This is a genomic window from Pluralibacter gergoviae ATCC 33028 = NBRC 105706 (genome assembly GCF_001598855.1).
GTDB classification, from domain to species: Bacteria; Pseudomonadota; Gammaproteobacteria; order Enterobacterales; family Enterobacteriaceae; genus Pluralibacter; species Pluralibacter gergoviae.
Genome location: NZ_BCZS01000013.1, coordinates 22488 through 43451 on the forward strand (window position 1 = coordinate 22488; position 20964 = coordinate 43451).

The window sequence follows — 20964 nt, forward strand, 5'->3', positions numbered from 1 at the left end:
GGAGTGCGTGTCGTTGTGGATTAGGGTTACTGCTGTTCCGGCGGCGTATAGCCTTCGATGTGCACGTCTTTGCCTTCAAACAGGAAGTTCACCATCTCCTGCTCAAGCAGCTTGCGATCGGCAGGATTCATCATGCTGAGCTTCTTCTCATTAATTAGCATCGTCTGCTTGTGCAGCCACTGCGACCAGGCCTCTTTAGAGATCTCGTTATAGATACGCTTGCCGATGTCGCCCGGGTAGAGCTGAAAATCCTGGCCCTCGGCCTCTTTCTGCAGGAAAGTACAAAAAATCGTTCTGCTCATGATAACTCCTCGTTGTGGCCGTCGCTCAGGCAAGAGCGCCGGCGCGTAGCTGCTGTAGCAGGCGCTCTACCGGCGCTGCCAGCCCCACGGATGGCGGCTGGGCTAAGTTATACCAGAGAGCGTTGCCTTCATCCATGCATGCGTCGAACGAGTGCACGCGCAGCCACATCGGCACGATATCCAGATGGAAGTGGCTGAAGGTATGGCGAAAAGCGGTCTGCTGGCAGAGAGTATCGGCCTGAATATGCCGCTGCGCCAGCCAGTCGCGCAGCGCCGCTTCGCTGTCGAACTGCGGAAAGCAGAACAGGCCGCCCCACAGCCCGCTCGGCGGGCGCTGCAGCAGCAGCACCTCATCGTCGTGCTGCATAATCAGGAAATAGCCGACGCGCTCGGGCAGAGTCTGCTTCGGCTTCTTGCCCGGATAGCTGGCCCAGCTGTGATTCGCGTAAGCCACGCAGCCGCCGCTCAGCGGGCAGAGCTCGCACTTCGGCTTTGAGCGGGTGCAGACCATCGCCCCGAGATCCATCATCGCCTGGTTAAAGCGCTCGACGCCCTTTGCCGGCGTCACCTCTTCGCTGATTTGCCACAGGCGATTCTCGACCTCTTTCTTGCCCGGCCAGCCCGCCACCGCGTAGCAGCGCGCCAGTACCCGCTTGACATTGCCGTCGAGGATGGGGAAGTGCTTGCCTAAAGAGAGGGAGAGAATCGCGCCGGCGGTGGAGCGCCCGACCCCCGGCAGGTCGGCGACCTCATCAAAGGTTTGCGGAAATATTCCCCCATGCTTTGTCGCCACCTGCTGCGCCGCCTTGTGCAGATTGCGCGCGCGGGCGTAGTAGCCGAGGCCGGTCCACAGGTGGAGCACCTCATCGAGCGGCGCATTGGCCAGATCGGTCACCGTCGGAAAGCGCGCCATAAAGCGCTCAAAATAGGGAATAACCGTCGCCACCTGGGTTTGCTGGAGCATCACCTCAGAGAGCCATACTTTGTAGGGCGTCTTGTCAATTTGCCAGGGGAGGGTCTTGCGACCATATTTATCGTACCAGTCCAGCACCTGGGCTGAAAATTGTGAGGCTTGCATGGCTACCGCGTCGCTGTATCAGGGAGGCAGATTGCAGCACAGCGGCTGCGGCCTGTAAACCGGATCTTTCCCATGCTTGCATACCGGGCATAACTTTGGATAATGCCCCCTTTCCCGAACACACTCTGAGCAGACTGAATTTTTATGAGTAACGACGTCATTTCACCGGAATTTGATGAAAACGGCCGCCCGCTGCGCCGTATTCGCAGCTTTGTCCGCCGTCAGGGCCGCCTGACCAAAGGTCAGCAGCACGCGCTGGACCACTACTGGCCGGTGATGGGCGTTGAGTTCAGCGGCGAGCCGCTCGACCTGCCCGCGCTGTTTGGCCGCGACGCGCCGACCACGCTTGAGATAGGCTTCGGTATGGGCGCCTCGCTGGTGGCGATGGCGAAGGCCCGCCCGGACCAGAACTTCCTCGGCATTGAGGTCCACTCGCCGGGCGTCGGCGCCTGCCTCGCCTCCGCCCACGAAGAGGGCGTTGAGAACCTGCGCGTGATGTGCCACGACGCCGTTGAGGTACTGCACACCATGATCCCGGACAACAGCCTGACTATGGTGCAGCTCTTTTTCCCTGACCCGTGGCACAAAGCGCGCCATAATAAGCGTCGTATCGTGCAGGCGCCGTTCGCCGAGCTGGTGAAAAGCAAGCTCAAGCTGGGCGGCGTTTTCCACATGGCGACCGACTGGGAAGCCTACGCGGAGCACATGCTGGAAGTGATGTCGCCGCTCGACGGCTACAAAAATCTGTCTGCAACCGGCGACTACGTGCCGCGCCCGGATTCGCGTCCGGTAACCAAATTTGAGCAGCGTGGCCAGCGTCTTGGCCACGGCGTATGGGATCTCATGTTCGAGAGGGTAAAATAATGGCTAAAAATCGCAGCCGCCGCCTGCGCAAGAAGATGCACATCGACGAGTTTCAGGAACTGGGCTTCTCCGTTGCGTGGCGCTTCCCTGAGGGCACCGGCGAGGAGCAGATCGATAAAGCTGTCGATGACTTTATTAATGAAGTCATTGAGCCGAACGGTCTGGCCTTTGACGGCAGCGGCTATCTGGCCTGGGAGGGCCTTATCTGCATGCAGGAAATTGGCAAGTGCACCGAAGAACACCAGGCCATCGTGCGCAAATGGCTCGAAGAGAGGAAGTTCGAAGAGGTGCGCACCAGCGAACTTTTCGACGTCTGGTGGGACTAAGTTGATATCAGGGGCCAGCAATCGCTGGCCCGTTTTGTCTTTACAGGAGTTTCTATGATACGCAAATCCCTGCTGGCAGCGGCTCTGGCTCTAACGGCCTTTGCTGCCCAGGCGGACTACCAGTGCAGCGTTAACCCGCGCGATGACGTGATCATCAAGCCCCAGACCGTGCAGGTGAAAGGTGAGAACGGCGATCTGGTGATTACCCCGGAAGGCAATGTCACCTATAACGGCAAGCAGTACACCCTGAATGCCGCCCAGACTGAACAGGCAAAAGATTACCAGACGGCGCTGCGCAACGCCCTGCCGTGGATTGACGACGGCGCCCGCGCCAGAGTTGAGAAGAGCCGGGCGGCGCTGGATAAAATCATCACCGAGCAGGTGGGGGCTACCAGCAATATGCACTCGCGCCTGACCAAACTCGATGCCCAGCTCAAAGCGCAGATGAACCGCATTATTGAGCACCGCAGCGACGGCCTGACCTTCCATCACAAAGGTATTGAGCAGGTGCGCGCCGACGGCCAGAAGCTGGTGAACCAGGCGATGGGCGGCCTGCTGCAGGACAGCATCAACGAGATGGGCGTCAGTGCGGCAACCAAAGGCGGCGGCAACCCGCTGCAAAATGTCCTCGGAAGCATGGGCGGCCTGCAGACCGCGGTGCAGAACGAGTGGAAAAACCAGGAGGCGGATTTCCAGCAGTTCGGCAAAGACGTGTGCAGCCGGGTGATTTCGCTGGAGGAGAGCCGCAAGGCGCTGGTGGGCGGCCTGAAGTAAACGCTATTTTTTTCCGCAAGGCGCAGCCCCGCTGCGCCATTTTCTCCTCTATGTTATCCCGCCCACAATTATTTATCTGGTTAACCGCAGAGCATCACATTATTCACCGGCAGTATTCGGATAATGCAGGGAGCGTAAATAACCGGAGAAAATAGATGGATTTATTAAGAAAAACGGCGCTTGCCGCGCTAGTGATGAGCGTCAGCGGGGCCGCGCTGGCGCTGCCTGATATCACAATACTGGCGACCGGCGGCACCATCGCGGGCGGCGGCGATTCAGCAACCGGCTCAAGCTACGCGGCGGGAAAAATGGGCGTGGAGAGCCTGGTCAGGGCCGTGCCGCAGCTCAGGGACATCGCGGGGATTAAGGGAGAGCAGATCGTTAATATCGGATCGCAGGACATGAACGATACGGTATGGCTGACCCTGGCTAAACGTATTAATGCCGACTGCGACAAAACCGACGGTTTTGTTATCACCCACGGTACCGATACGATGGAAGAGACGGCCTGGTTCCTCGATTTAACGGTAAAATGCAGCAAGCCAGTGGTTCTGACCGGCGCCATGCGCCCGGCAACCTCCCTGAGCGCCGACGGCCCGTTTAACCTCTACAATGCTGTTGTCACCGCAGCCGACAAAGCCTCCGCTAACCGCGGTGTGCTGGTAGTGATGAACGATACGGTGCTCGACGGTCGCGATGTGGTGAAAATGAATACCACGGACGTGGCGACCTTTAAAGCCGCTAACTTCGGTCCGCTCGGCTATATTCACAACGGTAAGGTTGACTACCAGCGCACCCCGGCGCGCATGCACACCACTTCCACGCCGTTTGACGTCTCCGGCCTCACGGCGCTGCCGAAAGTGGGGATCGTTTATAACTATGCCAACGCCTCGGATTTGCCTGTCAAAGCGCTGATCGGCGGCGGCTATCAGGGGATCGTCAGCGCCGGCGTCGGCAACGGCAATATGTATAAAACGGTCTTTGATGCGCTGGCGAGCGCCGCGCAAAAGGGCACTATTGTCGTGCGATCGTCGAGGGTGCCGACGGGCTCAACGACCCGCGATGCCGAGGTGGACGACAGTAAATATGGCTTTGTGGCCTCCGGCAGCCTGAACCCGCAAAAAGCGCGCGTACTGCTGCAGCTGGCGTTAACGAAAACCGACGATCCGCAACAGATCCAGACAATGTTTAACCGCTATTAATCCTTAACACCGCCGGCGGCGCAGCGCCAGGCTGCCGGCACATTAAAATCCTGCTTTTTCCTCATTTTTCAGCATTTTTGAGCCATTATCAGCCGATGCAGTTGCAGTACGATGCGCTCCGGGCGGACATCGGGCGATGCCGCCGCTCTCATTTATTGCGCTTTTCATTTCCGAAGGAAAATATGAAACTTCACTCTCTTAAAAGCACGCTGGCCGGCTGTGCGCTTGTGGCCCTGTTTGCCTCCTCCTCCTCATTTGCCGCAAACCGGGCGCTCGGCGGGGCCGTTGCCGGGGCTGCCGTCGGCGGGATGGCCGGGCAGTCCGTTGAGTCAGGCGTCAAAGGGGCGGTCATCGGCGGCGGTATCGGCGCGGCGGTGAACAAGGGGAAAAAAGGGAAAAACGCCCGCAAAGGCGCGCTGGTCGGCGGCGCGCTGGGTACGGGGGCCGCGGCGCTGACCGGCCACAGTATGCTGGAAGGCGCGGCCCTCGGCGCGGGCGCAGGCTCGATGGTCGGCAGCGTGAAGAAATAAGACCAGCAACGAGCAGATCGCCTCTCCCGGAGGGAGAGGCGAATCACGTCACTCTTCTGCCAGAAATAGCTCCAGCAGCGAATTCAAAAACAGCTTGCCGCGCGGCGTTATCTGCCAGAACTCACCGCACTCCGTCAGATAGCCCTGGCGTATCGCCTCCTCAATCTGCGGGCGAACCGTAGCCTCTTCCAGCCCGGTAAATGCCGTAAACTCGGCCCGCGGCGCCGGCTCCAGCAGCCGGAAGCGGTTCATAAAGAACTCGAACGGTTTATCGGCTTCCTCGACGTCGTGCTGGCGCTCCAGATAGCGCCCCTCCATAAAGCCGCGCGGGTGGCGGGTCTTGGCGGTGCGCAGAATGCGCCCGTCCGGGAAGGTGATTTTGCCGTGGGCGCCGCAGCCGATGCCGATATAGTCGCCGAAGCGCCAGTAGTTGAGGTTGTGCTGACACTGATAGCCCGGTTTCGCGTAGGCCGAGGTTTCATACTGCCGGTAGCCGGCGGCGGTCAGCAGCGCATCGCCGCGCTCGAAAATATCCCACAGGGCGTCATCATCCGGCAGCTTCGGCGGCTTCGAGCCGAACAGCGTGTTTGGTTCAATGGTCAGCTGGTACCACGACAGGTGCGGCGGATTGAGGGCGATAGCCTGGCGCAGATCGTCCAGCGCCTCCTCCAGCGACTGGTCCGGCAGGCCGTGCATCAGATCGAGGTTGAAGCTGCGCAGCCCCAGCGAGGCGGCCAGGCGCGCGGCGCGCTTCGCCTCGTCGGCGTCGTGAATGCGCCCCAGACGCTTAAGCTTCGGCTCGCTGAAGCTCTGCACGCCGATGGAGATGCGGTTGACGCCCGCCCGCTGATACTCAACGAAGCGATCCGCCTCCACGGTGCCGGGGTTGGCCTCCATGGTGATCTCCGCCTCTGCCGACAGGCTGAGGCGCGAGCGTACGCCGTCCAGCAGCATCTGCATGGCGCTGCCAGAGAGCAGGCTCGGGGTGCCGCCGCCGATAAAAATGGTTTTCACCTCGCGCCCCTGGGCGTAGGGCGCATCGGCGTCGAGATCCGCCAGCAGGTGGTGCACGTAGTCGTCGTGCGGCACCTCGCCCTTCAGGGCGTGGGAGTTAAAGTCGCAGTACGGACACTTCTGCACGCACCAGGGAATATGGATATAGAGGCTCAGGGGCGGCAATACACGCATTAACGCAGGGCTTCCAGCAGCAGTTTCAGCGCCCGCCCGCGGTGGGAGATGGCGATTTTTTCTTCGCGGCTCAGTTCAGCCGCCGTTTTGCCCTCGGAGGGGACGAAGAAGATAGGATCGTAGCCAAAGCCGCCGCTGCCCGCCGCTTCGCGGGTAATCACGCCGGACCAGCTGCCGTGGCAGACCAGCGGCGTCGGATCCCCGGCGTGGCGCATATAGACCAGTACGCAGTGGAACTGCGCCTGGCGCTGTGCGTCCGGCACGTCCTTGAGCGCGTCGAGCAGCTTCTCCAGATTCTGCCGATCGCTGGCCTCTTCGCCCGCGTAGCGCGCGGAGTAAATTCCCGGCGCGCCGCCGAGAAAATCCACCGCCAGGCCGGAGTCGTCGGCAATGGCCGGAAGGCCCGTCACCTTCGCCGCGTGGCGCGCCTTAAGGATGGCGTTTTCGATGAAGGTCAGGCCGGTCTCTTCCACCGAGTCGACGTTCAGTTCAGTCTGGGCCACGACGTCGAGGCCAAAATCGTTCAGCAGCGAGGCCAGCTCGCGCACTTTTCCGGCGTTGCCGGTAGCCAGAACTACTTTTTGCATGGGGTATCCTGCGTTGTCAGCGCCTCTACGGCGGAAGGTATTTGCTGCGGCTGCAGGATTTTTACCTGCTTATGGCGGCCAAGTTCGCCTTTTTCGATGACGACCTGGCTTTTGGCGACGCGAAACTGCTTCGCGAGGAACTTGACCAGGTGGGCATTGGCCTGGCCGTCTACCGGCGGGGCGGTAATGGCGACTTTTAACTCGTCGCCGTGCAGCCCAACGATGCTGTCGCGGCTGGCCTTTGGCTGAATGTACAGCCGCAGCACCAGCCCGTCACTCTGATACTCCGCGGCACTCATAGCGCCAGCCACAGCCCCGGCAGCAGCATGTTCCCGGTCGCCTGCAGCACTTCGCCGATGCCCATATTGAGCACGTACAGCAGCAGGACCAGAATCATCGGCGAGAAATCAATACCGCCCATTGCGGGCAGCAGGTTGCGGATCGGGCGCAGCAGCGGATCGGTCAGCTGCATCAGCACGAACTCGACCGGGCTGCGGCCGCGGCTCACCCAGCTCATGATGGCCATCAGCATCAGCACCCAGAAGATCAGCATACCGATGGTCTTCAGCAGAATCAGCACCGCCGAAATCCAGATGATGGGCTGGAAGGTGATGACCATAAACAGCACGATGGCCTTCAGCACGCAGAGCACAAACGCGACCAGCAGCGAGGCGCTGTCGATAGGGCCCATTGCAGGGATCACCCGGCGCAGCGGGCCGACGATCGGCTGAGTCGCTTTAACCACAAACTGCGAGAAGGGATTATAAAAATCACAGCGCGCCCACTGCATCCACACCCGCAGCAGTACGACCATGGTGTAGAGCTCAATTACCGTCGAGAGCAGGAAGGTCAACGTCTTCATGGCGTTCCTCAGTTTCCTTATTTATCGTTTTGTATAATCACGGGCGCCAAAAATGGCGGTACCGATGCGTACCATCGTGCTGCCCGCCGCAATCGCGGCCTCCATGTCATCAGACATGCCCAGAGAGAGCGTGTCCACGGTTGCGTAGCGTTCTTTAAGGCGGGCAAATGCTACCGCCATTTGCCGGGCGACCGCAAACTGCCTTTCATAGTCTGATTCCGGCGCCGGGATAGCCATCAGCCCGCGCAGGCGCAGGCCGGGCAATTCGGCGACCTGAGCGGCCAGCGCGTCCACCTCCTGCGGGGCAATGCCGGACTTGCTCTCTTCGTCGCTGATATTGACCTGAATCAGCACGTTCAGCGGCGGCAGGTCTTTTGGCCGCTGCTCGCTGAGGCGGCTGGCGATGCGCAGGCGGTCTACCGTATGGCACCAGTCAAAGTGCTCCGCCACCTGGCGACTTTTGTTCGACTGCAGCGGGCCGATAAAGTGCCACTGCAGGCCGCTCTGGCCCGCTTCGCGGAAATAACGCACTTTCTCCACGCCTTCCTGCACGTAGTTTTCGCCAAAGGCGCGCTGTCCGGCGGCGATGGCTTCTTCGATGGCGCTCGAAGGTTTTGTTTTGCTCACTGCAAGCAGGGTAACTTCCCGTCGATCGCGGCCGCAGCGCGCGGCGGCGGCTGAGATTTTGTCCCGGACCTGTGTCAGGTTATGCGCAATGTCATTCATTTTCGGGTACTGGTATGGATATTGAAGAAATCGTGGCCCTTAGTGTAAAGCATAACGTCTCGGATCTACACCTGTGCAGCGCCGGGCAGGTGCGATGGCGGCGGCGGGGGAGCCTCGAGCGGGCGCCATTCCCGGCGCCGGATCTGCAGCTCCTGCTGGCCCGCTGGCTCGGAGAGGCGGGGGTACAGGAGTGGCTGCTGCAGCGGCAGTGCGACTTTTCCGTCGAAACGGCGGGCGGCAGGCGGCTGCGCGCCAGCGCTTTCCAGCATATTCGCGGCTGCTCGTTGGTGCTGCGCCTGCTGCCCGACGCGTGCCCACAGCTCTCTGAACTGTGGGCGCCGCAGGCCCTTGGCGAGCTGCTCCACGAGGAGAGCGGGCTTATCCTCGTCACCGGAGCGACCGGCAGCGGCAAGTCCACCACGCTTGCCGCGATGGTGGAACACCTCAACCGGCAGCGGGACGGGCATATTCTGACCCTGGAAGACCCGGTAGAGTTTATTCACCGCAGCGCCCGCTGCCTGATCCAGCAGCGGGAGGTCGGCGCCCACTGCGCCTCGTTTGCGGACGCGCTGCGGGTGGCGCTGCGCCAGGATCCGGATGTGATCCTGATTGGCGAACTGCGCGACAGCGAGACTATTCGCCTGGCGCTGACCGCTGCGGAGACCGGGCACCTGGTTCTGGCGACGCTGCACACCCGGGGCGCGGCCCAGGCCGTTGAGCGGCTGCTGGACGCCTTCCCCGCCGGCGAAAAAGAGCAGGTGCGCGGCCAGCTGGCGGGCAGCCTGTGCGCGGTGCTGGCCCAGAAGCTGCTGCCAGATAAGCTGGGCGGGCGGGTGGCGCTGTACGAACTGCTGGTAAATACGCCCGCCGCCGCCAACCTGATCCGCGAGGGCAAGAGCCATCAGCTGCCGGGCATCATGCAGACCGGGCAGCAGGCGGGCATGCTGACCTTCAGCCAGAGTTTTCAGCAGCGGCAGGCCGCCGGGCGGCTATAAATGTTAGCTTTACGAAACCTTTAATAATTTAACCACGCTGCGGAATATTGACGTTAACTCAAAGAAGTGTCAGAAAGGATAGAATTAAATAGAGGGATGTGAATTTGCTGTTAATTAAATTGTGATAAAGAGGGTGATTTTTGTCGTTAATAAGGAGAAATATGCGCAGCAAGGATGTGATATACGACATTCCGATGATATTACGCCAGGCAAAAGTTGAGACTTTTCGGTGACGAACAGCAGAAATGGATGATAACTTTTTGACAGCTGTCAGGCATTCGTTCTATTCTGCTTGCATGCCTAAGAATTTTCTTAGTAAATTCTTCATCAGGACTTCATATTTTATAATATGTGAGCACGCTTGTTAGTTCTTTTACTATTTAATCGCCATGATGGTGAGTCTCAACTATGGAGAGTTTTTAAATGCTTGATGTATCAGAGTTTACAGATAAGTCCCGACAGGTAACCCTTATTACTCATCCCTCTATTCAGGCCAATGCCTTCGCCTGCCACCTTGCCGGACTGCTCGGCGTTGACGTTTCTGTGCATAATATCAACAAACCGCTGACCGGCCGCCTGGCGAAAGGGACCGTGGTGCTGTTTGATATTGCCGTTTCTAATAAAAAGCTCAATGGTATCTGGCGGGATATTATTCAGTCGCAGGCCGAGAACCCGCGCCTGCTAATTATTAACAGCGCTCAAAAGTACGAGCTGTACGAAATGGCAAAATGGCCGGCGCTGTACGGCGTATTTCGCCACGACGATGATGAATCGCGCTTAATTGAGGGCGTTAAAGCCGTGCTGAACGGCGAACATACCGCTGAATTGAGCGTGATGCACCCGGCGATGTACGCCGTGGAACAGGCATCGGGCGAGCCGGATAATATCCCTCTGACCGAGCGCGAGTGCGAAATCCTCAATGAATTGCGCCACGGCGCGACCAACGTGGATATCGCGCGGGCGCTGTTCATTAGCGAGAACACCGTGCGCACCCATCTTTACAACGTGTTCCGCAAGCTCAGCGTTAAAAACCGCACTCAGGCGGTGAGCTGGGCGAACGAGCACCTGCGCCACTGATGACAATGCGGGCCTGCTGTTGGCGGCAGGCCCGTATCAGTAACCCTGTTCGAAGAAGCTCTCCAGAATGACCACCGCCGAGGCGGAATCTATTCTGCCCTTATTCAGCGCGCGGTAGCCGCCGTGCTCGAACAGCCCGGCGCGGGCTTCAACGGTGCTCAGGCGCTCGTCGTGCAGAATAATTTTTACCCCAAAGCGGCCGTGGATCTTATTGGCGAACTTGCGCGCCCGGGCGGTCAGCGGCTGCTCGGTGCCGTCCATATTCAGCGGCAGGCCGACAATCACCGCCTCCGGCTGCCACTCTCTGAGCAGGCGCTCAATCAGGGTCCAGTCCGGGTTGCCGTCGTTTGCCTTCAGCGCCGCCAGCGGTCTGGCGGTGCCGGTGATGCGCTGGCCTACCGCTGCGCCGATACTTTTGGTGCCAAAATCGAAAGCGACCAGTGTTCCGCTCATCAGGCGTGCCCCGCAATGCCGGGCATAGTATGAATATCAATGCCGATCAGGCGTGCGGCGTCGCGCCAGCGGTCGGCGATCGGCGTTTTGAACAGAATATTCATGTCCGCCGGAGCGGTAAGCCACGCGTTATCCAGCAGCTCCTGCTCAAGCTGCCCCTTATCCCAGGACGAATAGCCCAGCGCCACCAGCACTTCGTCCGGCTGATCCTGGGTACCCAGCGTCTCCAGCACGTCGCGGGAGGTGGTGATCACCGTGTTGTCGGAGATGCGAATGCTGGAGGCAAACGACGAGGGCGAGGTGTGCAGGATAAAGCCGCGATCCTCCGCCAGCGGGCCGCCGGTCATTACCGGCTTGTCGAGGCGGATCGCCGGATCGCGCGGATCGGGGGTGATTTTTAACTTCTCAAGGATCCCTTCGACCTTCAGGTTCTCCATCGGTTTATTGATGATGATGCCCATCGCGCCATCCTCGTTGTATTCGCAAATGTAGACGACGGCGCGGCGAAACATCGGGTCCTGGAGAGCAGGCATGGCAATAAGAAAGTGGTGCTGTAAATTCATTGTCAGAGGTTCTGTTTCCTGGTTTAAAAAGCAACAGCGCCCAGTATGCGGTGAAACCAGGGCGCTGTCACTTCACAGATGAAAGAGGGGCGTGCGGCTTACTTGCCGAGGCGCTTCTCGATGGCGTCCATCAGCATACCGGTGATGGAGATGGGAAACTCCGCTTCGATTTCACGAACGCAGGTCGGGCTGGTGACGTTAATTTCCGTCAGGCGGTCACCGATAATGTCGAGTCCGACAAAGATAAGCCCCTTCTCTTTAAGCACCGGCGCGACCCGGCGGGCAATCGCCCAGTCGCTTTCGGTCAGCGGCCGCGGTTCGCCGCGTCCGCCCGCCGCCAGGTTGCCGCGGGTTTCGCCGCCCTGCGGGATGCGCGCCAGGCAGTAGGGCACCGGTTCGCCGTCCACCACCAGCACGCGCTTATCGCCCTCTTTGATGGCCGGCAGATAGTTCTGCGCCATGCAGTAGCGGGTGCCAAGCGCGGTCAGGGTTTCGGCAATCACCGGCAGGTTCGGATCGCCCTGCTTGACGCGGAAGATAGAGGAGCCGCCCATGCCGTCCAGCGGCTTGAGAATAATATCGCCGTGCTTTTCCCAGAAGCTCTTCAACTGGGCCTTGCTGCGGGTCACCAGCGTTTCCGGCGTCAGGTCGGCAAACCAGGCGGTGAACAGTTTTTCGTTACAGTCGCGCAGGCTCTGCGGCTTATTGACGATAAGCGCGCCTTTGTCCTCCGCGCGCTCCAGAATGTAGGTGGCGTAGATGTATTCGGTGTCAAACGGCGGATCTTTACGCATCAGGATAACGTCGAGGTCGGCCAGCGCAATGTCCTGCTCGCCGCTGAAGCTGTACCAGCCGTCATAGTTCTGCTCAACGCTCAGCAGGCGGGTGGTGGCCCGGGCTTCGCCGTTGGTCAGGTAAAGATCGTTCATCTCCATATAGTGGAGTTCATAGCCGCGACGCTGCGCTTCCAGCAGCATGGCGAAGCTGGTGTCTTTCTTGATGTTGATCTCCGCGATGGGGTCCATCACGATGCCGAGCTTAATCATGCATTTCTCCTTGAAGCCGTTGTTAGCCGAGGTCGCCAAAACGCACCTGCAGCGCGGTAATTGCGGTAAGGGCCGTGGTCTCGGTGCGCAGTACGCGTGGCCCGAGCAGAATATCAGTAAACGCGTAGCGCGCGGTCATGGCAATCTCCTCTGCCGACAGACCGCCTTCGGGGCCTATCAGTAGCCGCACGCGCTCCACGGGCAGGGGCAGCGTATTGATGCTGGCGCTGGCGCGCGGATGAAGATTGAGCTTCAGGCCGCTCTCCTCTTCTGCACACCACTGCTCAAGGCTCATGGGCGGGCGGATCTCCGGCACCACGTTGCGGCCGCACTGTTCGCAGGCGGCGATGGCAATCTTCTGCCACTGCTGAACCTTTTTATTCAGACGTTCGGCGTCCAGTTTAACGCCACAGCGCTCGGATGAAAGTGGCGTAATGAGGCTTACGCCAAGTTCAATGGACTTCTGGATGGTGAATTCCATTTTCTCGCCCCGGGACATCACCTGCCCGAGGTGGATATGCAGCGGCGACTCCCGATCGTCGGTCTCGCCGCTTTGGATCACGACCCGCACATTTTTCTTGCTGGCCTCAACGATCTCGGCCTGAAACAGCCGGTTGCTGCCGTCGAACAGGGCGAGCGGTTGCCCGGCGCCCATGCGCAGGACGCGGCCAACGTGGCCGGCGGCATCGTCGCTGAGGGCTACCTGGCTGCCGACGGTGAGAGGCTCGGGGTGATAGATGCGGGGAATGCGCATAGTGTCAGAACTTCCGAAGTTTAGTGTACGTTTGACGCTAGTGTAGGGTAGCTCTTTTGCGCCTGGCAAGCGCGCTGGACGTACGGGTTGTGGTTTCCCTGCACCCTGGCGATGCGCTCATCGCGCCGGCACTCCCAGTCGGTGACCGGAAACTGCTTATTCCAGACGGTGAACAGCTGCGTCTGCTGGCGGGAGAGGTTCAGATGATACCGATCTCGCATATAGAAGTAGGTGCGGGCGATGGCGCCGCGGGCGCGCTCGGGCGGCTCGGCTACTTTCGCTTTGAAGTCGACCTTCATTTCACACTGGCCGTACTGCTTCTCGCCGCCGTTCCACTGGCTGTACATAAAGTTGTTGCGGTCGCCGTTCACTTCCCCGACGGCGGGCTGCAGGTTGTGCATATCGCTCTCCATCTGGCGATATACCGGATCTTTTACGCAATTTTTGCGTCCGCCTTCCTGCCAGCACTGGCGCTGGTGGCCAAACTGCCAGGCGGGCACTACGTGCTCCCACTCAACGCGCGCGGCGCGGGTCTCGTTTTTGCGGACTTTATAGCCGCAGGAGCGCAGGTCGATAACGCCTTTTTTGCCCTGCCAGGCTATCTTGCATCCGCAGTAGAAATCGCCGGGGACATCGGCATTGACCTTTACGCCCGCGGCTTTAGCCTGGGAAAAACTGTGGATGCCCGGCTCGCGGGCTTGAGCGGTTATTACGCCGGCAAGCAGCGCCAGCGTCAGGATGGATTTACAACGGTACATCACGAACTCCGTGTCAAAACGAGCCCGCAACGTAGCGAATAGGGATGTCAGATGCAATCAGCCAGATCAGAAAACTTCCAGTTATTTCCTGAGGTTACTTTTCCGCCACCAGCGGTTCGCCGCAGCGCAGACAGCGGTAGACCGCTTCACCGCGCAGGACGCGATTGTGGCGACGGACGGTGAGCCGGTGCTGCTGGCAGCCGCAGCGGTAGGCGAAGGTATTTGTACGCACCGACGCCAGCTCAAACTGGTGGGTGCGGCGGGCGGGAACGCCGAGCACGCCCTCCATCATCCACTTCCACTCTTTGCCGTGGGGCGCCACGCGGCCAAAGTGCTTCCACACCAGCAGGTGCGCCAGCTCGTGCGGCACCACCTCTTCGATAAACGCCTGCTGGTTCTCCAGCAGCAGCACCGGGTTAAGGCGGATTTCATAGCTTTCAAGCCACGCGGTGCCGGCGGCGGTGCCGCGCTGCTGGTAGATAAGCTTCGGCTCGGGATAGCTGCGGTTAAGCTTCTGGTTTGCCAGCGCGAGTTTTTCCCGCAGCGTGCGCATCACGGCCTGCTGCAGAGCGATTGGGAGGCGAGGGGTTTTCATGGAGGCAGAATAGTATCACCGCGCAGAGAGTGCAAACCCGGTAAACGCCTGTCCCCCGGAAGAGGGACAGGCGGATCAGTATCGCTTCAGGATACTTTCCTGGACATGATTGCAATAATCTGGCGATCGGTTTCCTGCATTGATTGACGAGCCAGCGCGCAGAGGTTAGCGATAGATTGCTCGACGTCATGGGCGACGATCCCCTCATCGCCCGTCACGGCGGAGTCATCCAGCGCGAGCAGGACGGATTTCCAGGCACTGCTCACGCTGGTTGAGACTTTCATTGCGCAACTGTTGGAAGCGCCGTCGCAAATCATGCCGCTGACATCGCCGATCATACTGCCAATCGCCATCGCGATACTTTGATAGCGGCCGTCAAAAAGCCACGCCATCCCGGCCGCTGCGCCCATTGCAGCCGTTGTTGCCGCGCAGAGTGCGGACAAACGCGGCAACTGATGATGAATATAGATGGCCGTTAAGTGAGACAGCATCAGCGCGCGCGCCAGTTCTTCACTGTCGGAGCCCAGATATTCGGCCACCACCACGACCGGCATAGTCGCCGCGATCCCCTGATTACCCGAGCCGGAGTTGCTCATTGCCGGCAGCGTTGCTCCGCCCATTCGCGCATCAGAGGCGGCGCTGGTACGAATCACAATATCGGCAGCGAGATCTTGCGCGATTAATCCGCGCAGACTCTGCTTCTGCAGGGTTTTGCCAATATGTAGCCCCCATTTTTTGTTCAGCCCTTCCCTGGAAAGGGCATCATTCAGGCGCGCGGCGTCGAGAATAAAGCGGATATCCTCCAGCGGAACGTTGGTGACGAAATTTACTATTTCCTCAAGGTTTGTGTGAGAAAGCACCTCCAGGGGAGAGGTGCTGTGGGCGTCAGTCTCCTCATCCAGGGAGAAGCAGACCTTACCGTTTTTCTCTACGCTCACCACGCGGGTGTGTCCCCCGGAAATGGTTGCGCTGGCCCATTCGCTCCCCGCATAGACCTTCGCCCTCGAATAGAGAAGCTCGTCACTTTGCTCCTCCAGCATGACGTGAACATTGCCCGCTTCAAGCATGGCCCGGGCGCGGAAGATATCTTCCTCGGTGGCGTCCTTCAGCACCTCCAGCCCGGCGTGGGCGTTACCGCCGATGGCTCCAAGTGCCGCAGCAACGGGCAGACCAACCATTCCGGTACCCGGAACCGTGACGCCCAGGCCATTTTTCATCAGATTTGGGGAAACCCAGGCATCAATATGCGTGATCCCCCCGGACAGTTGCTCCGCCGCTATTGCACAGGCAAGGGCAAGAGAGACGGGTTCTGTACATCCCAGCGCAGGTTTCACTTCCTCCTGCACCGCGCGAATGAAATTAGCCCATAGTGGCGTGAGATTTTCAGACATCATGACGACCTTATTTACCTATCAGGAAAATGCAAGGAACGGCGATACGCAGAGGAGAAATCCAGTAATAATGATAATGACCAGCGATACGCCTTTATATTTGTGCAGGGCCGGGACTTTATAGACCAGCCATGCGGGAATTAAACAGCCGACCATGCCAAATATCGGGCTGCAGATTGAAGTAAAGCTGAGTACCGGCGCATTCAATACGATAGCGCTCCAGGCAAGCAGAATCGCAAATATCATAATTCCACGCTGCACCCAACGCTCATTGATCTTATTTTCCGGCAGTCTGCGGCGCAAAACATTCATCACGATGCCCTGAGTCGCTTCGCGGAATCCAAGATAAACGCCGAAGAAAGCGGTCATCACGGCAAATATGTTCAGAATAACGCTAACGGTTTTTACCCATCCTGCCCCGTCTCCGCTTATGAACTGGGCCGCGATGGCTAGCGCAGAGATATTCTGCTCGTAGGCTTTGACCGCTTCATCGTGGCCCATCGCCAGGGTGAAGGAGACCGCATAAAAAAAGACGGTGACAAACAGAATGCCGAAGGCAATATTCATCGCCCGCAGTGCTTTATAGCGCGCGACCTTAGCTGATTTCTCCCGCGAGCGGTAAGAGATGACCATTGGGCTAAGCGTCTGAATAAAGAGAATCGAGGTCAGCGTGAACGGCAGTGTGATGATGGCATTTTTAACAAGCAGGCCCAGTGGTGGAAGCGCCCCGATGTTATAGAGGTGCCACATGCCGATCATCGAGACGCCTAGCGCAGCCACCACCAGCAGTTTTGTCAGCACCATCAGGCTGGAGATCTTAAACAGCAGCTTTTCACCGCGCGAAGAGATAGCGACCAGAATACAGATCAGCAGCAGGCCATAGAACGGGTTTTCCGATAGCAGTCCGTCAGTGACGCCAAAAGTATGAAGATAGGACGCGCTGTCGTTGGTGATCGCCGTTGAATAGACGAACATCCAGATAACGAGCATCACAAAATAGAGGGCCCCCAGCAGTATGCCCCAGTTTTTTCCCAGGTAACCGCTAATCACGCTGGGATAGTCCTTACATTCGGGTGACTCCGCCAGTGTATTAATAAATAGGCGCTGGAAAAGATACATGGCCGGGTAACCGATAATAGACGAGAGAAGGAATACCCATAGCCCCATTAATCCGACCTGCACAGGTAAAAAAACGATACCAGCGCCAATGGCCATCCCAATACTCATAATGACCCAACCGGTATCAGTACTGTCAAATTTAATGGCCTGCTGCCAGTCTGCTTTACTGATTTCGTTCTGTTCAGTTGTTGGCGGTGTACTTACAATAATATTGTTATTTGCCGTATCCATAAGGCTCTCACTTATTTATGTAGGGTAAATAATTGTTGTTATGGTGCTCAGCTCATCAGTCGATGGTGAAGCAGGCGCGGCAGGCGTTTATTATTGGAATGATAAAATCATAATCGGTAATCAGGAGAAAAGGCTTTCTATTTGTATGGTTATTGAGCGTTTAAAAGAGGCTTATTTTCTAAAAAAGAGGGGGAATGTAGAAAATTCATTCCTGTAAGTGCGGGAGATCATAGAAATGAAAATAATAGGTTAAAAAAGCATCTGGCGGCAGCGCCGCACAGATGCTTCGGGGCAGGGATTAATCCTGCGAACCAATCTCGCGCAGCGGGCGGCCGCGCATCAGGTTGCGCTCAATGTGTTCCAGCGACACGTGCTTGGTTTCCGGCACCAGCCACAGGGTCAGCAGGATGAACAGGACGTTCAGGCCGCCGTAAACCCAGAAGGTGTTGGCGTTGCCCAGCGTATTGAGCATGGTCAGGAAGGTCGCGCCGACGATCATGTTGGCGATCCAGTTGGTGGCGGTGGAGCAGGTGATGCCAAAATCGCGGCCCTTGAGCGGCTGGATCTCGGAACACAGTACCCAAATCAGCGGACCGGCGCTCATGGCGAAGCCGACGATAAACATCAGCAGCATGGCCACGGCAAAGTACTGCGCCGACGGAGAGTGGATGCCGTTATGGATCATGGTGCCCAGCACGCCCATGCCGACGGCCATCACCAGGAAGCCCAGCACCAGCGTCGGTTTACGGCCCCAGCGGTCCACCAGGCCGATGGCGATAAAGGTCGCCAGCACGTTGGTCAGACCGACGATGACGGTGCCCCACATCTGCTCGGTGGTGTTGGTGTAGCCGGCAATCTCAAAGATTTTCGGCGCGTAGTACATGATGACGTTCATGCCGGTGAACTGCTGCATCACCTGCAGCAGCACGCCGAGGAATACCGCGCGGCGGAAGTTGCTGTTGTCCTTAAACAGCGCCCAGCCGGTCTGCTTCACCTTCAGGCTTTCGCGGATCTCCTCCAGCTCCCTTTTTGCCTCCGCGCTGGTGTCGCGCAGACGCTGCAGGACGCGCTCGGCATCGTTAAAGCGACGCTTGGCTGCGTACCAGCGCGGGCTGTCCGGCAGGAAGATAACGCCAATCAGCAGCAGCACCGCCGGGATGATAATGACGCCCAGCATCCAGCGCCACGCCCCGCTGTAGCTGAAGGCGGTGTCTGACAGATAGGCCGCGAGAATACCGATGGTGATCATCAGCTGGTACATGGAGATCATGCTGCCGCGAATTTTTTCCGGGGCGATTTCAGACAGGTAGAGCGGCGCGGTGTAAGAGGCGACGCCGACGGCAAGGCCCAGCAGCACGCGCGAAATCAGCAGAATTTCAACGTTGGGCGCCGCGGCGGAGCAGAGCGAACCGGCAACAAACAGGATAGCGCCGATCATCAGGCTCTTTTTACGGCCCAGGCGGTAGGAGAGCCAGCCGCTGCCGACTGCGCCCACTGCCGCACCAAACATCATGGAACTCACCACCCACTCCTGGGTATGCGAGTCAATCTGGAAGTCTTTGGCGATGAAGGGCAGCGCGCCCGCAATCACGCCGATATCAAGACCGAACAGTAATCCCGCAAGGGCTGCGAGAAAGCAGACAAAGAACGTTACAGCCTTGTTTGAACGCCCTTTTTTATTGTACCCAGGCATATGCTCTCCAGTTGGAATATTCATTTTACCGCTGTAAAGGGTAGGTTAGTGTCGGGTAAAAAGATGTGAGGCTACTCACAATGGTGTAATCGGTTACACCATTGTCAGTTTAGGTAAGCCTCTTTTGTTATTATAAAACATGAGGATAGGAGTATAGCCGGGCGTAGAGATAATGCTGCTTAAGAAATGGCTGAAAAATTATGTAACATACAGGCTACGTGACAGCGGGAAAAAGTAGCGACTTCCGCCCGGCAAGCGCAATTTGATGTAATCGCTTTCATTGAGAGCGGTTTATTGCCAAGGTCTGATAACGGATAAGGTTAGACCCTGTTGCAGTATGTTGAATTTAGCTACTCTCGATTTAGACGATAACCTCAAATTCCTCACAGTTTAAATGTGTTAAGGACAATTCTATGGAAGCGATAAGGGACAACCTTTGGGGAGCGGCAGGGGCGCTGTTAGGCGCTGTTGCTCTGGTCATGAGTATTTTCCACGTCACGCTCGGCCCGTTTTCGGTCCGTCCATCCGTTGCCAGCGTGGTCGCAGAACAGGTCTTTGAAGTTAAGAAAGGCATCCTGGCGGGCCTCAAAGGTGAACAGCCTGCGCCGCAGGAGAAGCGGGGCAGGCCGGTTAATATTGACCGGGTGCTGGATAATACCAGTATCGGTCTGGCCTTCGCCGCGCTGCTGTGCGCTTTTATTGCCGGCGTACGTCGGGAAAGGCGCTGGATAGTGGGCGCGGCGCTACTGTGCGGCGGAGGGACTCTGGCATTCCACGCCGTGCTGTACGGTATCGCCGTAGTCTTCGCTATCCTGTTTCTGCTGATAGTTATCGGTCTGCTGGGCGGTCTGTCTTAGCCGCTGGCTCAGCAGGCAAAGCGGCTGATATGGCGCTGAATCAGCGCCAGCAGGCCCTGATTATCGACGGTTTGCAGGATAGTTACTGGCGCGCTGCTGGGAGGCGGCACGTTCACCGCCAGCCGCAGGCTCTGCGGTCCGCAGCGAAAACTTTTGCCGCGGCCGATCCCGCTGAGGGATATCGCCACATTATCCGTAACCGCTGTCGCCAGCCCCGGCTCCAGCAGCCATGCAACGGTCAGCACATCGTGGATCCAGCAGCCCGGCAGCCGGCGAGTCTGCATGGAAAAATCCATCCACGGACGCATGGTGTCCACCAGATACCGGCCAAGCGGGCTTTTAGCCGCCGCCAGCAGATCGAGATCCCGATGCGTCATCAGAGTCTGGATAGTGACGTCCATCGGCACCAGCACAATGTCGGCCCCGCTGGTTAATACCGCATGAGCAGCCTCCGGATCGATGCCAAAGTTGGTATCTTTCAGATAGCCGTGAACGTTAAACGCCCCGCCCATAATCACAATCTGCTTTACCAGGCCCGCAAGCTGCGGATAGCACTGCATCGCCAGCGCGATGTTGGTTAAGGGGCCGATGGCCACCAGCGTAATTTCACCCGGATTATTGCAGATAAGTTCGCTCATCTGGTGGACGGCCATCGGCGGCTCGGTGGCCGTATGGCCGGGGATGGGCACGCCGTTCCACAGGTGGCGCAGGCCGACCTCGTCCACCTTGCGGTCGAGGTGTTCGCGCCAGGGGGCGGCGGGTTCAATCAGCGCCCGCGATGCGCCGCGCGCCACCTTCAGGCCGGGAGTGAAACGCCGGGCAAAATCGCAGGCAACGCCGTAGCCGACTTCGCTCGGGGTATTGCCCGCGACGGTGGTAATCAGCTCCAGAGAGATCTCCGGCGCGGCGAGGGCGAGGGCGAGGGCCAGTCCGTCATCAACGTTGGCGCCCGCTATGCCGTTCCCCGGATCGCAGTCAATAATTAAGCGTATC

25 protein-coding genes are annotated in these 20964 nt (G+C 58.6%); 8 read left to right on the plus strand and 17 right to left on the minus strand.

The window, feature by feature from the left end; all coding sequences use genetic code 11:
• Nucleotides 1-26: 26 nt before the first annotated feature.
• On the minus strand, nucleotides 27-302 hold the full coding sequence (locus ENGE1_RS14080) for an oxidative damage protection protein (protein ID WP_043082065.1): 276 nt from the start codon (nucleotides 300-302) through the stop codon (nucleotides 27-29).
• A gap of 25 nt (nucleotides 303-327) precedes the next feature.
• Nucleotides 328-1380 (minus strand): A/G-specific adenine glycosylase, encoded by a 1053-nt coding sequence (gene mutY / locus ENGE1_RS14085; RefSeq protein WP_048254053.1) that lies wholly within the window; start codon nucleotides 1378-1380, stop codon nucleotides 328-330.
• A gap of 144 nt (nucleotides 1381-1524) precedes the next feature.
• On the opposite strand from mutY, the gene trmB reads away from it, so the two are divergent.
• The 5 genes from trmB to ENGE1_RS14110 all read left to right on the plus strand — a co-directional run bounded on the left by trmB (nucleotide 1525) and on the right by ENGE1_RS14110 (nucleotide 5076).
• Nucleotides 1525-2244, plus strand: a complete 720-nt coding sequence (gene trmB / locus ENGE1_RS14090) for a tRNA (guanosine(46)-N7)-methyltransferase TrmB (protein WP_045287462.1) — start codon at nucleotides 1525-1527, stop codon at nucleotides 2242-2244.
• The gene (locus ENGE1_RS14095) at nucleotides 2244-2570 is read left to right on the plus strand and encodes a YggL family protein (protein ID WP_043082068.1); all 327 of its coding nucleotides are present in this window, start codon (nucleotides 2244-2246) and stop codon (nucleotides 2568-2570) included. Before trmB ends, ENGE1_RS14095 begins: the two co-directional genes overlap by 1 nt.
• Nucleotides 2571-2624: 54 nt before the next feature.
• Entirely contained in the window at nucleotides 2625-3344 is a 720-nt protein-coding gene (locus ENGE1_RS14100; RefSeq protein ID WP_048254054.1) for a YggN family protein, read from the plus strand.
• Nucleotides 3345-3499: 155 nt separating this feature from the next.
• Entirely contained in the window at nucleotides 3500-4546 is a 1047-nt protein-coding gene (gene ansB, locus ENGE1_RS14105; protein ID WP_048254055.1) for an L-asparaginase 2, read from the plus strand.
• 182 nt (nucleotides 4547-4728) lie between these two features.
• Nucleotides 4729-5076 carry a hypothetical protein gene (locus ENGE1_RS14110; RefSeq protein ID WP_045287464.1) on the plus strand — a complete coding sequence of 116 codons (348 nt, stop codon included), beginning with the start codon at nucleotides 4729-4731 and terminating at the stop codon, nucleotides 5074-5076.
• 48 nt (nucleotides 5077-5124) lie between these two features.
• Here the strand turns inward: ENGE1_RS14110 and hemW are convergent, their stop codons facing one another.
• Genes hemW through ENGE1_RS14135 form a run of 5 tightly spaced genes read right to left on the minus strand, consistent with a single transcriptional unit; the run spans nucleotide 5125 to nucleotide 8439 of the window.
• Complete coding sequence (gene hemW, locus ENGE1_RS14115; protein ID WP_048254056.1) at nucleotides 5125-6264, minus strand: radical SAM family heme chaperone HemW; 1140 nt, start codon at nucleotides 6262-6264, stop codon at nucleotides 5125-5127.
• Nucleotides 6264-6851 (minus strand): XTP/dITP diphosphatase, encoded by a 588-nt coding sequence (locus tag ENGE1_RS14120; protein WP_048254057.1) that lies wholly within the window; start codon nucleotides 6849-6851, stop codon nucleotides 6264-6266. Before ENGE1_RS14120 ends, hemW begins: the two co-directional genes overlap by 1 nt.
• On the minus strand, nucleotides 6839-7150 hold the full coding sequence (gene yggU, locus ENGE1_RS14125; protein WP_043082074.1) for a DUF167 family protein YggU: 312 nt from the start codon (nucleotides 7148-7150) through the stop codon (nucleotides 6839-6841). Before yggU ends, ENGE1_RS14120 begins: the two co-directional genes overlap by 13 nt.
• Complete coding sequence (locus tag ENGE1_RS14130; protein WP_043082075.1) at nucleotides 7147-7713, minus strand: YggT family protein; 567 nt, start codon at nucleotides 7711-7713, stop codon at nucleotides 7147-7149. The genes yggU and ENGE1_RS14130 overlap by 4 nt, the downstream gene beginning before the upstream one ends.
• A 21-nt stretch (nucleotides 7714-7734) precedes the next feature.
• On the minus strand, nucleotides 7735-8439 hold the full coding sequence (locus ENGE1_RS14135) for a YggS family pyridoxal phosphate-dependent enzyme (protein ID WP_048254058.1): 705 nt from the start codon (nucleotides 8437-8439) through the stop codon (nucleotides 7735-7737).
• A 14-nt stretch (nucleotides 8440-8453) separates the two neighbouring features.
• Between ENGE1_RS14135 and ENGE1_RS14140 the strand changes: the two genes are divergently transcribed.
• Together ENGE1_RS14140 and ENGE1_RS14145 are read left to right on the plus strand one after the other, a co-directional pair.
• Entirely contained in the window at nucleotides 8454-9434 is a 981-nt protein-coding gene (locus tag ENGE1_RS14140) for a type IV pilus twitching motility protein PilT (RefSeq protein ID WP_048254059.1), read from the plus strand.
• Nucleotides 9435-9857: 423 nt separating this feature from the next.
• Complete coding sequence (locus ENGE1_RS14145; protein ID WP_043082078.1) at nucleotides 9858-10511, plus strand: LuxR C-terminal-related transcriptional regulator; 654 nt, start codon at nucleotides 9858-9860, stop codon at nucleotides 10509-10511.
• A 36-nt stretch (nucleotides 10512-10547) separates the two neighbouring features.
• Here ENGE1_RS14145 and ruvX read toward each other — a convergent pair whose 3' ends face one another.
• The 9 genes from ruvX to ENGE1_RS14190 all read right to left on the minus strand — a co-directional run bounded on the left by ruvX (nucleotide 10548) and on the right by ENGE1_RS14190 (nucleotide 19114).
• Nucleotides 10548-10964: a Holliday junction resolvase RuvX gene (gene ruvX, locus ENGE1_RS14150; RefSeq protein WP_048254060.1), complete on the minus strand. Its 417-nt coding sequence runs from the start codon at nucleotides 10962-10964 to the stop codon at nucleotides 10548-10550.
• Nucleotides 10964-11527 carry a YqgE/AlgH family protein gene (locus ENGE1_RS14155; RefSeq protein WP_045287471.1) on the minus strand — a complete coding sequence of 188 codons (564 nt, stop codon included), beginning with the start codon at nucleotides 11525-11527 and terminating at the stop codon, nucleotides 10964-10966. Before ENGE1_RS14155 ends, ruvX begins: the two co-directional genes overlap by 1 nt.
• Before the next feature lie 98 nt (nucleotides 11528-11625).
• The gene (gene gshB / locus ENGE1_RS14160; RefSeq protein WP_043082081.1) at nucleotides 11626-12573 is read right to left on the minus strand and encodes a glutathione synthase; all 948 of its coding nucleotides are present in this window, start codon (nucleotides 12571-12573) and stop codon (nucleotides 11626-11628) included.
• A 22-nt stretch (nucleotides 12574-12595) separates the two neighbouring features.
• Nucleotides 12596-13327, minus strand: coding sequence for a 16S rRNA (uracil(1498)-N(3))-methyltransferase (gene rsmE, locus ENGE1_RS14165; RefSeq protein ID WP_043082082.1), 732 nt, complete (start codon nucleotides 13325-13327; stop codon nucleotides 12596-12598).
• Nucleotides 13328-13347: 20 nt separating this feature from the next.
• Entirely contained in the window at nucleotides 13348-14085 is a 738-nt protein-coding gene (endA, locus tag ENGE1_RS14170) for a deoxyribonuclease I (protein ID WP_043082083.1), read from the minus strand.
• 94 nt (nucleotides 14086-14179) lie between these two features.
• Complete coding sequence (locus ENGE1_RS14175; RefSeq protein ID WP_043082084.1) at nucleotides 14180-14680, minus strand: SprT family zinc-dependent metalloprotease; 501 nt, start codon at nucleotides 14678-14680, stop codon at nucleotides 14180-14182.
• Nucleotides 14681-14766: 86 nt separating this feature from the next.
• Nucleotides 14767-16071, minus strand: a complete 1305-nt coding sequence (locus tag ENGE1_RS14180) for an L-cysteine desulfidase family protein (protein WP_048254061.1) — start codon at nucleotides 16069-16071, stop codon at nucleotides 14767-14769.
• Nucleotides 16072-16092: 21 nt separating this feature from the next.
• Entirely contained in the window at nucleotides 16093-17421 is a 1329-nt protein-coding gene (locus ENGE1_RS14185) for an SLC5/6 family protein (protein ID WP_043082085.1), read from the minus strand.
• Between the two features lie 298 nt (nucleotides 17422-17719).
• Nucleotides 17720-19114: a sugar porter family MFS transporter gene (locus ENGE1_RS14190; protein WP_043082086.1), complete on the minus strand. Its 1395-nt coding sequence runs from the start codon at nucleotides 19112-19114 to the stop codon at nucleotides 17720-17722.
• Nucleotides 19115-19527: 413 nt separating this feature from the next.
• Between ENGE1_RS14190 and ENGE1_RS14195 the strand changes: the two genes are divergently transcribed.
• Complete coding sequence (locus tag ENGE1_RS14195) at nucleotides 19528-19971, plus strand: hypothetical protein (RefSeq protein ID WP_048254062.1); 444 nt, start codon at nucleotides 19528-19530, stop codon at nucleotides 19969-19971.
• 8 nt (nucleotides 19972-19979) lie between these two features.
• Here ENGE1_RS14195 and ENGE1_RS14200 read toward each other — a convergent pair whose 3' ends face one another.
• Complete coding sequence (locus tag ENGE1_RS14200; RefSeq protein WP_048254114.1) at nucleotides 19980-20963, minus strand: nucleoside hydrolase; 984 nt, start codon at nucleotides 20961-20963, stop codon at nucleotides 19980-19982.
• Between the last annotated feature and the right edge of the window lies 1 nt (nucleotide 20964).

Bases quoted from the DNA above. Each gene is read 5' to 3' on its own strand.
- ruvX (WP_048254060.1), bottom strand. From the start codon at position 10,964: ATGAGCGGAACACTGGTCGCTTTCGATTTTGGCACCAAAAGTATCGGC.
- ENGE1_RS14185 (WP_043082085.1), bottom strand. From the start codon at position 17,421: ATGGATACGGCAAATAACAATATTATTGTAAGTACACCGCCAACAACT.
- ENGE1_RS14080 (WP_043082065.1), bottom strand. From the start codon at position 302: ATGAGCAGAACGATTTTTTGTACTTTCCTGCAGAAAGAGGCCGAGGGC.
- ENGE1_RS14190 (WP_043082086.1), bottom strand. From the start codon at position 19,114: ATGCCTGGGTACAATAAAAAAGGGCGTTCAAACAAGGCTGTAACGTTC.
- ENGE1_RS14100 (WP_048254054.1), top strand. From the start codon at position 2,625: ATGATACGCAAATCCCTGCTGGCAGCGGCTCTGGCTCTAACGGCCTTT.
- ENGE1_RS14155 (WP_045287471.1), bottom strand. From the start codon at position 11,527: ATGAATTTACAGCACCACTTTCTTATTGCCATGCCTGCTCTCCAGGAC.
- ENGE1_RS14140 (WP_048254059.1), top strand. From the start codon at position 8,454: ATGGATATTGAAGAAATCGTGGCCCTTAGTGTAAAGCATAACGTCTCG.
- ENGE1_RS14110 (WP_045287464.1), top strand. From the start codon at position 4,729: ATGAAACTTCACTCTCTTAAAAGCACGCTGGCCGGCTGTGCGCTTGTG.
- ENGE1_RS14180 (WP_048254061.1), bottom strand. From the start codon at position 16,071: ATGTCTGAAAATCTCACGCCACTATGGGCTAATTTCATTCGCGCGGTG.
- endA (WP_043082083.1), bottom strand. From the start codon at position 14,085: ATGTACCGTTGTAAATCCATCCTGACGCTGGCGCTGCTTGCCGGCGTA.
- ENGE1_RS14130 (WP_043082075.1), bottom strand. From the start codon at position 7,713: ATGAAGACGTTGACCTTCCTGCTCTCGACGGTAATTGAGCTCTACACC.
- ENGE1_RS14145 (WP_043082078.1), top strand. From the start codon at position 9,858: ATGCTTGATGTATCAGAGTTTACAGATAAGTCCCGACAGGTAACCCTT.
- ENGE1_RS14095 (WP_043082068.1), top strand. From the start codon at position 2,244: ATGGCTAAAAATCGCAGCCGCCGCCTGCGCAAGAAGATGCACATCGAC.
- hemW (WP_048254056.1), bottom strand. From the start codon at position 6,264: ATGCGTGTATTGCCGCCCCTGAGCCTCTATATCCATATTCCCTGGTGC.
- ENGE1_RS14135 (WP_048254058.1), bottom strand. From the start codon at position 8,439: ATGAATGACATTGCGCATAACCTGACACAGGTCCGGGACAAAATCTCA.
- rsmE (WP_043082082.1), bottom strand. From the start codon at position 13,327: ATGCGCATTCCCCGCATCTATCACCCCGAGCCTCTCACCGTCGGCAGC.
- ENGE1_RS14175 (WP_043082084.1), bottom strand. From the start codon at position 14,680: ATGAAAACCCCTCGCCTCCCAATCGCTCTGCAGCAGGCCGTGATGCGC.
- ENGE1_RS14195 (WP_048254062.1), top strand. From the start codon at position 19,528: ATGGAAGCGATAAGGGACAACCTTTGGGGAGCGGCAGGGGCGCTGTTA.
- trmB (WP_045287462.1), top strand. From the start codon at position 1,525: ATGAGTAACGACGTCATTTCACCGGAATTTGATGAAAACGGCCGCCCG.
- gshB (WP_043082081.1), bottom strand. From the start codon at position 12,573: ATGATTAAGCTCGGCATCGTGATGGACCCCATCGCGGAGATCAACATC.
- mutY (WP_048254053.1), bottom strand. From the start codon at position 1,380: ATGCAAGCCTCACAATTTTCAGCCCAGGTGCTGGACTGGTACGATAAA.
- ENGE1_RS14120 (WP_048254057.1), bottom strand. From the start codon at position 6,851: ATGCAAAAAGTAGTTCTGGCTACCGGCAACGCCGGAAAAGTGCGCGAG.
- yggU (WP_043082074.1), bottom strand. From the start codon at position 7,150: ATGAGTGCCGCGGAGTATCAGAGTGACGGGCTGGTGCTGCGGCTGTAC.
- ansB (WP_048254055.1), top strand. From the start codon at position 3,500: ATGGATTTATTAAGAAAAACGGCGCTTGCCGCGCTAGTGATGAGCGTC.